This window comes from Pseudomonas putida group bacterium ESBL64 (genome assembly GCF_045277175.1).
In the GTDB taxonomy this organism is placed as follows: domain Bacteria; phylum Pseudomonadota; class Gammaproteobacteria; order Pseudomonadales; family Pseudomonadaceae; genus Aquipseudomonas; species Aquipseudomonas alloputida.
Map to the genome: position 1 here is coordinate 5,610,125 of NZ_CP145799.1, position 13,268 is coordinate 5,623,392.

11 protein-coding genes are annotated in these 13,268 nt (G+C 63.7%); 8 read left to right on the forward strand and 3 right to left on the reverse strand.

Annotated elements, in window-relative coordinates; translation table 11 throughout:
- Window position 1: 1 nt before the first annotated feature.
- Complete coding sequence (locus tag V6093_RS25445; protein ID WP_265980442.1) at window positions 2-1,234, reverse strand: TULIP family P47-like protein; 1,233 nt, start codon at window positions 1,232-1,234, stop codon at window positions 2-4.
- 326 nt (window positions 1,235-1,560) lie between these two features.
- Between V6093_RS25445 and V6093_RS25450 the strand changes: the two genes are divergently transcribed.
- Together V6093_RS25450 and V6093_RS25455 are read left to right on the forward strand one after the other, a co-directional pair.
- Window positions 1,561-3,597, forward strand: coding sequence for an NADPH-dependent 2,4-dienoyl-CoA reductase (locus V6093_RS25450; RefSeq protein WP_004577419.1), 2,037 nt, complete (start codon window positions 1,561-1,563; stop codon window positions 3,595-3,597).
- A gap of 236 nt (window positions 3,598-3,833) precedes the next feature.
- Complete coding sequence (locus V6093_RS25455) at window positions 3,834-4,727, forward strand: 1-aminocyclopropane-1-carboxylate deaminase/D-cysteine desulfhydrase (RefSeq protein WP_179052304.1); 894 nt, start codon at window positions 3,834-3,836, stop codon at window positions 4,725-4,727.
- Here the strand turns inward: V6093_RS25455 and V6093_RS25460 are convergent.
- Entirely contained in the window at window positions 4,718-5,263 is a 546-nt protein-coding gene (locus tag V6093_RS25460; protein ID WP_003247218.1) for a cytochrome b, read from the reverse strand. The two genes, V6093_RS25455 and V6093_RS25460, sit on opposite strands and share 10 nt — an antisense overlap.
- Before the next feature lie 223 nt (window positions 5,264-5,486).
- Window positions 5,487-6,464, reverse strand: a complete 978-nt coding sequence (locus V6093_RS25465; RefSeq protein WP_230623070.1) for a DUF1853 family protein — start codon at window positions 6,462-6,464, stop codon at window positions 5,487-5,489.
- Between the two features lie 43 nt (window positions 6,465-6,507).
- Here V6093_RS25465 and V6093_RS25470 point away from each other — a divergent pair, with 43 nt between their 5' ends.
- The 6 genes from V6093_RS25470 to pepN are packed head-to-tail and all read left to right on the forward strand — an operon-like array spanning window position 6,508 to window position 13,025.
- Complete coding sequence (locus tag V6093_RS25470; RefSeq protein ID WP_003247220.1) at window positions 6,508-7,398, forward strand: NAD(+) kinase; 891 nt, start codon at window positions 6,508-6,510, stop codon at window positions 7,396-7,398.
- Window positions 7,398-8,369, forward strand: a complete 972-nt coding sequence (locus tag V6093_RS25475) for a metallophosphoesterase (protein ID WP_003247221.1) — start codon at window positions 7,398-7,400, stop codon at window positions 8,367-8,369. The genes V6093_RS25470 and V6093_RS25475 overlap by 1 nt, the downstream gene beginning before the upstream one ends.
- The gene (locus tag V6093_RS25480; RefSeq protein WP_004577424.1) at window positions 8,366-9,253 is read left to right on the forward strand and encodes a rhomboid family intramembrane serine protease; all 888 of its coding nucleotides are present in this window, start codon (window positions 8,366-8,368) and stop codon (window positions 9,251-9,253) included. Before V6093_RS25475 ends, V6093_RS25480 begins: the two co-directional genes overlap by 4 nt.
- A 13-nt stretch (window positions 9,254-9,266) precedes the next feature.
- The gene (locus V6093_RS25485) at window positions 9,267-9,527 is read left to right on the forward strand and encodes a YeaC family protein (protein WP_003247224.1); all 261 of its coding nucleotides are present in this window, start codon (window positions 9,267-9,269) and stop codon (window positions 9,525-9,527) included.
- On the forward strand, window positions 9,524-10,354 hold the full coding sequence (locus tag V6093_RS25490) for a DUF2797 domain-containing protein (RefSeq protein WP_003247225.1): 831 nt from the start codon (window positions 9,524-9,526) through the stop codon (window positions 10,352-10,354). The genes V6093_RS25485 and V6093_RS25490 overlap by 4 nt, the downstream gene beginning before the upstream one ends.
- A 13-nt stretch (window positions 10,355-10,367) precedes the next feature.
- Window positions 10,368-13,025, forward strand: a complete 2,658-nt coding sequence (gene pepN / locus V6093_RS25495; protein WP_047604543.1) for an aminopeptidase N — start codon at window positions 10,368-10,370, stop codon at window positions 13,023-13,025.
- The last annotated feature ends 243 nt before the right edge of the window (window positions 13,026-13,268 follow it).

Genomic DNA, 13,268 nt, shown 5'->3' on the forward strand with positions numbered 1-13,268 from the left:
GTCACACGTAGTTGATGACAAGGGCCTCGGCGAGGTAGCTCGACGAAGCGGTATGGGTGTCGTTGCTCCAGGACACGCAATCGATGGTGTCGGCCTTGACCGAGCCGCCGCGCGCGGCGATGGCGCTGATCAGGTCATCGGAGATCACAGCGGCGACGATGTGGGTGATCAGGCTGACGATGGGCGAGAGCCAGGCCAGGTACCAGGGAATATGCACTTCCTTTCTGAAGTCGGATGATTGCTTGACGAAGTTGATGGTGTTGCCATCGAGCACCAGCTTCATCCTCAGCCAGCCGTTCCACTTCATGTCGATACCTGCGTGCAGGTCACAGTTGCCCTGATAGTCGACGGTGATGAAGTCACCGAGCATTCGTGCAGGGTTGCAACCGGCGAAGACAATGGGGGTGTACCAGATCGCCCCTGATTTGATGGCCTTCATGCGCAAGGTCGGTATGTTGACCATTTGCGTATTGTCGAAGCGGTAGTCCTGCGCCGTGGCACCCTGGTAAAGCTGAAGCAGCCCGGGCAGTACCAGATGCTCCAGGACCATGCGTGGAGACAGCACGTAGCTCGACTGTCCACCCTGGCTGATGCCCGACACATCGATATCCAGTGGCAGCCCACTGATGTCGCGTTCGGTACATACGGCCATGATCGCCAGGAAACCTGAATCGAGGTACGCATAGGTACATTTTCGCGGTCTGGCCCATTCCGGGGCAGTGGCTTTGCTGAAGTTGATGGTCGCGAAGGTATGGGTGAACTGTCGGGGATGCTCGACTAGGTAGTTGCAGATGCAGTCCAACACCACGGAGGCGAAAGGACCTAGCGAACCGTCGGGGTCTTGCAGGGTGATGCCGCGCAGCCAGCCGCCTTCGTCGCCCTGCAGGGGTTGAGTGTCTCCGGCCTTGTGCAGGAATGCCGACTTCAACTGCACCTGGCCGTTGCCTTGTGGCAACAGCGACAGGGTGACCTCGATGATGGCAGCCGCGCCGGCCAGCGAGCGGCTGGTGCCACTGGCCTCGAAAAAACCTGAGCGTATAGGCATGCGCAGGCGCAGCAAGCGACCGCCGCCACCGTTGATGATCGACCAGCAGTCGAACACCCCGTGGCAGGCGTAGCCTTCATCCGAGGTATAGGAAAATTCGTGGTCGAGGCTGTTCCAGCTGGCTGCCAGGTCACTGTTCACGCTGTCCTGGCGAACGATGCTGATGGTGTCCCATCCTTTTGTCAGCATGAGCGAACCCTCCGGGCGCACTGAGTAGGCGCCACGTTCCATGGGTGGATGATCAAACGTGCTTGAAGAGTCTGGCAGAGCCGCGTTGTCTGGCAAATGCGCGAGGAGACTGTTTGGCGATCAAGCCAGGCGAACCTTATAGCGCTGAAGTTCTGGAGCCTTCCCGGCAGTCGCTGCCTCTACTGTTCATCACGATCATTAACTTGTCAGTTTTGATCATTGAGGCAATTCAAACGGCTGTTTAATGTCGCAGACAGACAAACGACGGGGCCCGCCACCCAGTGAGGTGCCCGCAATCCGTGATCACGCCATCAGGGGACCTTTCCATGGCCGCCGACCGCTACCCGCACTTGCTTGCCCCGCTGGACCTGGGCTTTACCACCTTGCGCAATCGCACCCTGATGGGCTCGATGCACACTGGCCTTGAAGAGCGCCCCGGCGGCTTCGAGCGCATGGCTGCATACTTTGCCGAGCGCGCCCGCGGTGGCGTTGGCCTGATGGTCACTGGCGGCATTGCGCCCAATGATGAAGGCGGGGTGTATTCCGGTGCGGCAAAGCTCAGCACCGAGGAAGAGGCCGACAAGCACCGCATCGTCACCGAGGCGGTGCACGCTGCCGGTGGCAAGATCTGCCTGCAGATCCTGCATGCCGGGCGCTACGCCTACAGCCCACGCCAGGTGGCACCTAGCGCGATTCAGGCGCCGATCAACCCGTTCAAGCCCAAGGCGCTGGACGAGGAGGGTATCGAGAAGCAGATTGCCGACTTCGTCAATTGTGCCGTGCTGGCCCAGCGTGCCGGTTACGACGGTGTCGAGATCATGGGTTCGGAAGGCTACTTCATCAACCAGTTCCTCGCCGCCCACACCAACCACCGCACCGACCGCTGGGGCGGCAGTTATGAAAACCGCATGCGCCTGGCAGTGGAAATCGTCAGCCGGGTGCGTGGCGCGGTAGGGCCGAACTTCATCATCATCTTCCGCCTGTCGATGCTCGACCTGGTCGAGGGTGGCAGCACCTGGGACGAGATCGAGTTGCTGGCCAAGGCCATCGAGCAGGCCGGCGCTACCTTGATCAACACCGGAATCGGTTGGCACGAGGCGCGTATTCCGACCATCGCCACCAAAGTGCCGCGTGCGGCCTTCAGCAAAGTCACCGCCAAGTTGCGGGGCGTGGTGAGCATTCCACTGATCACCACCAACCGCATCAACACCCCGGAGGTGGCCGAGGCGGTGCTGGCCGAGGGCGATGCGGACATGGTCTCGATGGCCCGACCGTTTCTCGCCGACCCGGACTTCGTCAACAAGGCCGCTGCCGGTCGCGCGGATGAAATCAACACCTGCATCGGCTGCAACCAGGCCTGCCTGGACCACACCTTCGGCGGCAAACTGACCAGCTGCCTGGTCAACCCGCGTGCCTGCCACGAGACCGAACTCAACTACTTGCCTGTACGTACGGTGAAGCGCATTGCCGTGGTCGGCGCCGGCCCGGCTGGCCTGGCCGCGGCCACCGTGGCGGCCGAGCGGGGCCACGCGGTGACCCTGTTTGACGCCGCCAGCGAGATCGGTGGCCAGTTCAACGTGGCCAAGCGGGTGCCGGGCAAGGAAGAATTCTTCGAAACGCTGCGTTACTTCCGCAACAAGGTCAAAAGCACGGGCGTCGACCTGCGCCTGAATACCCGTGTGGATGTGCAGGCACTGGTGGGCGGCGGCTTTGATGAAATCATCCTGGCTACCGGCATCGCCCCGCGTACCCCGGCCATTGCGGGCGTGGAGCACGCCAAGGTGCTCAGCTACCTGGACGTGCTGCTCGAGCGCAAGCCTGTGGGCAAGTCGGTGGCCGTGATTGGCGCGGGAGGTATCGGCTTCGATGTGTCCGAGTACCTGGTACATGAGGGCGTGGCCACCAGCCAGGACCGAGCGGCATTCTGGAAAGAGTGGGGCATCGATACCCACCTTCAGGCGCGAGGTGGTGTGGCCGGGATCAAGGCCGAGCCGCATGCCCCGGCGCGGCAGGTGTACCTGTTGCAGCGCAAGAAATCCAAGGTGGGTGACGGGCTCGGCAAGACGACCGGCTGGATTCACCGCACCGGGTTGAAGAACAAGGGGGTGCAGATGCTCAACAGCGTCGAGTATCTGGCTATCGACGATGCCGGCCTGCACATTCGTGTGGACGGCGGCGAGCCGCAGGTGCTGGCGGTGGATAACGTGGTGATCTGTGCCGGGCAAGATCCGCTGCGCGAGCTGCAGGAAGGGCTGGCGGCGGCGGGGCAGTCGGTGCACCTGATTGGTGGCGCGGATGTGGCGGCCGAGCTGGATGCCAAGCGGGCGATCAACCAAGGCTCGCGGTTGGCGGCTGAGCTCTGAGGTCGTTGGGGCTGCGTGAACCCGACACCTGCGCCTTAATCTATGGGCATGCCCGCGAAACAGGTGACGCGGTGGATGGCACCGGCTTTGCCGGTGTTCGCGGGTGAACCCGCTCCTACGACGGCCTGTGCCTGGGTATCGATGCCTGTGTCGAGCCACCCTGGCACTGTGATGCCTCGGCGGGGGTGACTCATCGATTACAAGCGCTTGCGGGATTACCCTGTACACTGCGATCCATGCATGTATTCGACCTCCCCCCAGCCCCTCTGCAGTTTCTGGACTTGCCCTGGCTGCGGCAAGCCCAGGTCCAGGCCGCCATTCTGCGCCTGGACCTGATTGACCCGCTGATCAGCGGCAACAAGTGGTTCAAGCTACGCCACCACCTGCAACAGGCCGGCGCCAGCCATGCTCCAGGCCTGATCAGCCTTGGCGGCAACCATTCCAACCACCTGCACGCCTTGGCCGCTGCCGGCAAGCGTTTCGGCTTCGCCACCGTCGGCCTGTTACGCGGCCATGCCCAGGACACGCCAACCGTGCGTGACCTGCAGGCGCTGGGCATGAAACTGCATTGGCTAGGCTACGGCGGCTACCGTGCGCGTAACGAGCCAGGCTTTTGGGCTTCCTGGCAGGCGCGCTATCCAGGCTGGCACTGCATCCCCGAAGGGGGCGGCGGGCTGGCCGGTGCGCAGGGCTGCGCGCTGATCATGCAGCAGGCGCGCGCGCAAATCTCGGCCTTGGGGTGGTCAGACTACGACGCCTGGTGGTTGGCTGCCGGAACGGGGACTACCTTGGCCGGCCTGGTAATGGCGGAGGCAGGGGTGCATGCCGTGCATGGCGCCTTGGCCGTACCCAGGGATCATGGGGTGCCGGAGACGGTGGCAGCACTGGCCGGCACGCACGGCTACCAGCTACACGACGCCTGCCGTGGCGGTTTCGGAAAATTCGACGATGCGCTACTGACGTTCATCGCCGACTGCGAGCAGCACACTGACGTGCCGCTCGAAGCCCTCTATACCGGCAAGGCTCTGCTGGCCTTGCGTGATCAGGTCGCTGCCGGGCTGTTCAAGCCCGGGAGCCGCCTGATCTTCGTGCACACAGGCGGCCTGCAGGGGCGACGCGGTTACTTGTAAGGCAGCATGCGCAACAGCGTGTTGTCGCGCTGCACATAGTGATGGTAAAGCCCGGCCAGTGCATGCAGGCCGATCAGCCAGTAGCCCCAGCTGCCAATACGCTCATGCCAGCCTTTGATGAACTTGGCCTGGTCCGGGTTCGGGCCGATCAGATGTGGCAGCTCCAGGCCAAAGAACGGCACCGGTTTGTCGGCGGCGCTGAGGATCAGCCAGCCGGCCAGCGGCAGGCCGATCATCATCAGGTACAGTGCCAGGTGCATCAGGTGCGCCAGGCCAGTCTGCCAGGCCGGTGGTTTTGGCACGATGGGCGGAGTCGGGCGGCTCAGGCGCATGGCCAGGCGCAGCCAGACCAGCACGAACACGCTGAGCCCGAGCATGAAGTGCAGGTCCTTCATCAGGTTGCGTTCGACGCTGTCCTTGGGGAACAGGCCACGCAGTTCGATGAGTGCATAGACAGCGGCCAGCAGCACCAGCATCAGCCAATGCAGGGCGATGGACAGGCGCGCGTAATGGGTCGCGGGGTTGGATGAAACCATGATCGGTCCTCGTCATCAGGTCGGAAAGGCGCTCTTGCTGGCGCTCAGGCACCATTGTAATGGTTACCAGAAACGAATCTTTGCGCTGGGTCTGTGAAAATTGTGTTGCCAGCCACCGGCCTCTTCGCGGGCCCGCCCGCTCCCACAGGGACTGCACAGTCTTTGAAGCCGTGCAGTCCCTGTGGGAGCGGGCGGGCCCGCGAAGGGGCCGGAACAGGCGACATCAGTTACCGGGCAGATACGGCCAGTCATCAGCCACCAGAAACACCCGCTCTGCCTCCTGCCAGGCACCCTCGGCATCAGGCACCAGTCGTACCAGCAACTGCGCCGGTGCCTGCTGCTCCAGCACATGCAGCCACGCCGCAAACTGCTCCGCCTGCCAGCACTCACCTGACGCCACCCTAGCCGGTGCCAGCCAGGCATGCCGCTGCAGCGGCTGCCAACGCTCGCCCTCGGCCATCACCCAGTCCCGCCGACGAAGCCAGCGCCCGCGCAAATGTTGCGGGTTGGCGCCCTCCGGCGACTCGGCATGCCCAGGCCGTGGATAGAACAGGTAACCACCCAGCCACATTTGCGCCTGCACCTGCTCCACCCCTAGCTGGGCCAGCGCCTGACGGCTGTGCGCCCCCTTGGACATGGGCAATTGGTGCCCCGCCAGGTGCGCAAGCTTGGTCCCCAGCCGGTCATGGCAACCCGGCCCCAGCCAGGCATGGGGATCGTGCCCGGCGCCTTCCGGGCCCAGGTACAGCTTGATCGCCAGTTCCAGGTGGTGCACGCCGTCGCAGTCACGCAACACCACGTCGAGCTCGCCCAAGGTGCGCCCGCCGTCGCGAATCGCCAGGTTGGCGGCCAGCAGCTCGATGCCTGGCGCCTGGCCCAGGGCAAATTGCCACAGGCGTTCGTAGTAATGCCCCAGGCGCCGGCTGCCCAATTGCGCCAGCCACTCGCGCAACGGTCGGTCATCGGCATCCAGGGCCCGCAACCATTGTTCAAGGCGTTGCGGCTGCTGCGCCCACAGGCTGCCCGCCAGCGGGTGTCGCTGGGGGCAGGGCGGGGCGCTGAGCAGGGGCGGCGACAACAGGGCCCATGCCAAGTCACGCACGGTGGAGTGCTGCAGTTGTCGGGGCAGGTCGTGAAGCTGGGCGAATGGCGTCATCCTGCGAGCATAGCCGGTTTGCCGCTGCCCGGTGGTTTCGCCCATAATCGGCGCATCGTCACCCGCCGCAGAGCCTCGCAGGAGCCCCATGGAGCAATTTCGCAATATCGGTATCATCGGTCGCCTTGGCAGCTCGCAGGTGCTCGACACCATTCGCCGACTGAAAAAATTCCTCCTCGATCGCCACCTGCACGTGATCCTCGAGGACACCATTGCCGAAGTGCTGCCCGGTCATGGCTTGCAGACGTCCACCCGCAAGCTGCTGGGCGAGGTCTGCGACCTGGTCATCGTGGTCGGCGGCGACGGCAGCCTGCTGGGCGCTGCCCGCGCGCTGGCCCGGCACAACATTCCGGTGCTGGGTATCAACCGTGGCAACCTGGGTTTTCTCACCGACATCCGCCCCGACGAGCTGGAACAAAAGGTCGCCGAAGTGCTCGACGGCCACTACCTGGTAGAAAACCGTTTCCTGCTGCAGGCCGAGGTGCGTCGCCACCATGAGGCCATCGGCCAGGGCGATGCGCTGAACGACGTGGTGCTGCACCCAGGCAAGTCCACGCGCATGATCGAGTTCGAGATCTACATCGACGGCCAGTTCGTCTGCAGCCAGAAGGCCGACGGCCTGATCGTCGCCACCCCCACCGGCTCCACCGCCTATGCGCTGTCGGCCGGTGGCCCGATCATGCACCCCAAGCTCGATGCCATCGTCATCGTGCCGATGTACCCGCACACCTTGTCGGGTCGGCCGATCGTGGTTGACGGCAACAGCGAGCTGAAGATCGTGGTGTCCAAGGACCTGCAGATCTACCCGCAGGTGTCCTGTGACGGCCAGAACCACTTCACGTGCGCCCCCGGCGACACCATCACGGTCAGCAAAAAGCCGCAAAAGCTGCGCCTGATCCACCCGCTGGACCACAATTACTACGAGGTCTGCCGCACCAAACTGGGTTGGGGCAGCCGCCTGGGGAGCAGTGACGACTGATGCTCGATCCGGCGCGAAGTTTTGACATCATCGGCGACGTGCACGGCTGTGCACTGACCCTTGAACGCCTGCTCGACGCCCTCGGATACAAGCGCGTGGCTGGCGTGTGGCGCCACCCGCGACGTCAGGCGCTGTTCCTTGGCGACATCGTCGACCGCGGGCCACGCATTCGTGAGGCGCTGCACATCGTCCACGACATGGTCGAAGCCGGCCAGGCGTTCTGCATCATGGGCAATCACGAATACAATGCCCTGGGCTGGGTCACCCCGGCGCTGCCTGGCAGCGGCAAGGCCTATGTCCGCGAACACACGCCGCGGCATGCCCGGCTGATCGACGAAACCCTGACCCAGTTTGCCCAACACCCCGGCGATTGGCACGATTTCGTCAACTGGTTCTACCAGCTGCCGCTGTTCATCGATGCAGGGCGCTTCCGTCTGGTGCACGCCTGCTGGGACCCGCGGCTGATCGAGCCGCTGCGCCGGCAATACCCCGACGGACGCATCGATGAGCACTTCATCCAGGCCTCGGCGGTCAGTGGCAGTTTTGCCGACACGGTGTGCAACCGCCTGTTGCGCGGTACCGACATGCGCCTGCCGGACGGGCTGACGCTGACCGGCGGCGACGGCCTGACCCGCGCGTTCTTCCGCACCAAGTTCTGGGAAGAAGACCCGAAAACCTACGGTGACATCGTGTTCCAGCCCGATGCCCTGCCCGAGGAAGTGGCCAGCACCCCGCTCAGCCACAGCCAGAAGAACGCCTTGCTGCGCTATGACGAAGACCAGCCGATGCTGTTCGTCGGGCATTACTGGCGCAGCGGCCGCCCGGCACCGATCCGCGCCAACCTGGCATGCCTGGACTACAGCGCCGTGCTCTACGGCAAGCTGGTCGCCTACCGGCTGGATGATGAAACCCGTATCGACCCACACAAGTTCGTCTGGGTCGACGTCGACCGCCCACAGGCCAACCAATGAACATTATCGAAGTGATGCGCCTGCCGCTGTCGGTCGACCTCAGCGGCTTCGTCCACCTGTTGCAACGCCTGCAGGTGCCGCACCGGGTCAGCGAGGAGGGTGATGCCCAGGTCCTCTGGGCCCCCGACACCCTGGCCGAAGATGTGCTGCAGCTTTACCAGCGCTACCCCGACGGCAACGCCGACCTGCCGGCCAGCGCCGACCCTGTAGGGGCGGGTTCACCCGCGAATGCCCCCACACAACCTTCCCTGGCAGCCCAGGCCAAGGCCTGCAAAATCACCACCCTGACCCTGCTGCTGTGCTTCATCGTCGCCGGCCTTACGGGGCTTGGTGACAACTTCACCACCATCAGCTGGTTCACCTTCCTCGACTTCCGTGTCCAGGGCGACTACCTGTACTTCACCTCGCTGGCGCAAACCCTGGATGAAGGCCAGTGGTGGCGCCTGGTATCGCCCATGCTGCTGCATTTCGGTGTGCTGCACCTGGCCATGAACAGCCTGTGGTACTGGGAGCTGGGCAAACGCATCGAACTGCGCCAGGGCCCGTGGGCGTTGCTGGGCCTGACCCTGCTGTTCAGCCTCGTGTCCAACCTGGCCCAGCACTACACCAGTGGGCCGAGCTTGTTTGGCGGTCTGTCCGGCGTGCTGTACGGCCTGCTCGGGCATATCTGGCTGTACCAGTGGCTGGCGCCTGACCGTTACTTCAACCTGCCCAAGGGCGTGCTGGTGATGATGCTGATCTGGCTGGTGGTATGCCTGACCGGCGTGGTCGGCACGCTCGGCCTTGGCCAGATCGCCAATGCCGCCCACGTCGGCGGGCTGCTCATCGGATGCCTGACCGGGCTCTTGGGTGGGGCGCTGGCCCGGCGTAAACTGTCGGCTTGAATCAGGAGACACTATGTCCACTTTCGCGCAAATGATTGAAAACATTACCCCGGAAATCTACCAGAGCCTGAAACTGGCCGTGGAAATCGGCAAATGGTCCGATGGCCGCAAGCTCACCGCCGAGCAGAAAGAGCTGTCGCTGCAGGCGGTCATCGCCTGGGAGATGAAGAACCTGCCTGAAGACCAGCGCACCGGCTACATGGGCCCTCAGGAATGCGCGTCGAAGTCCGCGCCCATTGCCAACATTCTGTTCAAGTCGGACTCGGTACATTGATCGAACTCGCACGTGGCTCGTTGAGCAAGATGGCGGTAAGCCTGCAGGCACCGGTGGTGCAGTACAGCTTCCGCCTGGATGACACGCAGGTGCCGGTCAACCCCATGATCGGCCAGCGCCTGCGCCTGGAATACCTCGGCGCCATTCATTGCAGCCATTGCGGCAAGCGCACCAAGACCAGCTTCAGCCAGGGTTACTGCTACCCGTGCATGACCAAGCTGGCCCAGTGCGATGTGTGCATCATGGCCCCGGAAAAATGCCACTACGACGCCGGCACCTGCCGGGAGCCGTCGTGGGGCGAACAGTTCTGCATGACCGACCACGTCGTCTACCTGGCCAATTCGTCGGGGATCAAGGTCGGCATCACCCGTGCCACCCAGCTGCCCACCCGCTGGCTCGACCAGGGCGCCAGCCAGGCGTTGCCGATCATGCGCGTGGCCACCCGGCAGCAATCGGGCCTGGTCGAAGACGTGCTGCGCAGCCAGGTGCCGGACCGTACCAACTGGCGCGCGCTGCTCAAGGGCGATGCCGAGGTGCTCGACCTGCCGGCCATCCGGGAGCAGGTCTTCGAAGCCTGCGCCGACGGCCTGCGCGAACTGCAGGGGCGCTTTGGCCTGCAGGCGATCCAGCCGCTGCCGGACGCCGAAGTGGTGCAGATGAACTACCCGGTCGAGGCGTACCCGAAGAAGATTGTCAGCTTCAACCTCGACAAGGACCCGGTGGCCGAGGGCACGCTGCTGGGCATCAAGGGCCAGTACCTGATCTTCGACACCGGTGTGATCAATATTCGCAAGTACACGGCCTACCAGTTGGCCGTGCTCCAGTAAAAAGGACCTGCACATGCGTACCGAACAACCGCAAGTGATCTACCTCAAGGATTACCAGGCGCCGGAGTACCTGATCGACGAGACGCACCTGACCTTCGAGCTGTTCGAGGACCACACGCTGGTTCACGCGCAACTGGTCATGCGCCGCAACCCGGCACGCGGTGCCGGCCTGCCGCCACTGGAACTCGATGGCCAGCAGCTGGAACTGCTGCGCGCCTCCCTGGATGACCAGGAATTGCAGCCAGGCGACTACCGGCTCGACGCCGACAGCCTGACCATTCAGCCCAAGGCCGAGCGTTTCACCCTCGACACCAGCGTCAAGATCCACCCGGAAAGCAACACCGCCCTGGAAGGCCTGTACAAGTCGGGCAAGATGTTCTGCACCCAGTGCGAGGCCGAGGGCTTCCGCAAGATCACCTACTACCTCGACCGCCCGGACGTGATGAGCACCTTCACCACCACGGTCATCGCCGAGCAGCATCGCTACCCGGTCTTGCTGTCGAACGGCAACCCGATCGGCAGCGGGCCGGCCGAAGACGGCCGCCACTGGGCGACCTGGGAAGACCCGTTCATGAAGCCGGCCTACCTGTTCGCCTTGGTCGCCGGTGACCTGTGGTGCGTTGAAGACAGCTTCACCCGCCAGTCCGGCCGTGATGTGACCCTGCGCATCTACGTCGAGCCCGAGAATATCGACAAGTGCGACCACGCCATGGTCAGCCTGAAAAAGTCCATGCGCTGGGACGAAGAAGTCTATGGCCGCGAGTACGACCTGGACATCTTCATGATTGTTGCGGTCAATGACTTCAACATGGGCGCCATGGAAAACAAGGGCCTGAACATCTTCAACTCCAGCTGTGTGCTGGCCCGCGCCGAAACCGCCACCGATGCTGCGCACCAGCGCGTCGAAGGGGTGGTCGCTCACGAGTACTTCCACAACTGGTCGGGCAACCGTGTCACCTGCCGTGACTGGTTCCAGCTGTCGCTGAAGGAAGGCTTCACGGTGTTCCGCGATGCCGAGTTCAGTGCCGACATGAACTCGCGCACGGTCAAGCGCATCGAAGACGTCGCCTACCTGCGCACCCACCAGTTCGCCGAAGACGCCGGCCCCATGGCCCACCCGGTGCGCCCGGACAGCTTCATCGAAATCTCCAACTTCTACACCCTGACCGTCTACGAGAAGGGCGCCGAAGTGGTGCGCATGGTCCGCACCCTGTTGGGTACCGAAGGCTTCCGTAAAGGCAGCGACCTGTACTTTGAACGTCACGATGGCCAGGCGGTAACCACCGACGACTTCATCAAGGCCATGGAAGACGCCAACGGCGTCGACTTTACCCAGTTCAAGCGCTGGTACAGCCAGGCGGGTACCCCGCGTCTGGAGGTCAGCGAGGCGTATGACGCCGCCGCGCAGACCTACAGCCTGACGTTCCGCCAGAGCTGCCCGCAGACCCCGGACAAGGCCGAGAAACTGCCGTTCGTGATCCCGGTGGAGCTGGGCCTGCTGGATGCCGCCGGCAATGACCTGCCGCTGCAGTTGGCGGGCGAAGACGCCGCTCAAGGGACCAGCCGCGTGCTGTCGGTGACCGAGGCCGAGCAAACCTTCACCTTCCAGGGCATTCAGGCCAAGCCGCTGCCGTCGCTGCTGCGTGGCTTCAGCGCCCCGGTGAAGCTGAGCTTCCCGTATGACCGCGACCAGCTGATGTTCCTGATGCAGCACGACAGCGACGGCTTCAACCGCTGGGAAGCGGGCCAGCAGCTGTCGGTGCAGGTACTGCAGGAACTGATCGGCCAGCATCAACGCGGTGAAGCCCTGAAGCTCGACCAGCGCCTGATCACCGCCCTGGGCACTGTGCTGGGCAACGAATCGCTGGACCCTGCCATGGTGGCCGAAATGCTCTCGCTGCCAGGTGAGGCGTACCTTACCGAGATCAGCCAGGTGGCCGACGTCGACGCCATCCACGCCGCCCGCGAGTTCGCACGCCAGCAGATCGCCGAACACCTGTTCGACGCCCTGTGGGCGCGTTACCAGGCCAACCGTGAAGTGTCGCGCAGCACTGCCTATGTGGCCTCGGCCGAGCACTTTGCCCGCCGCAGCCTGCAGAACATCGCCCTGTCGTACCTGATGCAGAGTGGTAAGCAACAGGTGCTGGAGGCGACCCTGGAGCAGTTCGAGCACTGCGACAACATGACCGAGCGCCTTACCGCGCTGGCGGTACTGGTCAACTCGCCGTTCGAGGCCGAGCGCGCCAAAGCGCTGGCGGCGTTTGCCGAGCACTTCAAGGACAACCCGTTGGTCATGGACCAATGGTTCAGCGTGCAGGCGGCCAGCACGCTGCCGGGTGGGCTGGCGCGGGTCAAGGCATTGATGCAACACCCGGCCTTCACCCTGAAGAACCCGAACAAGGTGCGTGCGCTGATCGGTGCCTTTGCCGGGCAGAACCTGGTCAACTTCCATGCTGCCGATGGCTCCGGGTATCGCTTCCTGGCGGACCTGGTGATCGAGCTGAATGCGCTGAATCCGCAGATTGCCTCGCGGCAACTGGCTCCGCTGACACGCTGGCGCAAGTATGACGATGCGCGTCAGGCGCTGATGAAGGGTGAGCTGGAGCGCATTCTGGCTTCGGGTGAGTTGTCCAGTGATGTGTATGAGGTTGTGAGCAAGAGTCTGGCGTAATTCTTGTGAATTGGGGCTGCTTTGCAGCCCTTCGCGGGTGAACCCGCTCCTACAGGGGGGCGTAACCTTGTAGGAGCGGGTTTACCCGCGAAGGGCCGCCCAGCGGCCCCGGCTTTCCCCGGCCGACAACAAAACATAACACCCCGCCCGTTGTCTTCCCGCAAACATCCCCGCTACGATCCCCTCAAGCGATTGCAGGCCTCTAGATCAGGCTTTTTGCAAAGCCTGCAATGCATTGACCCA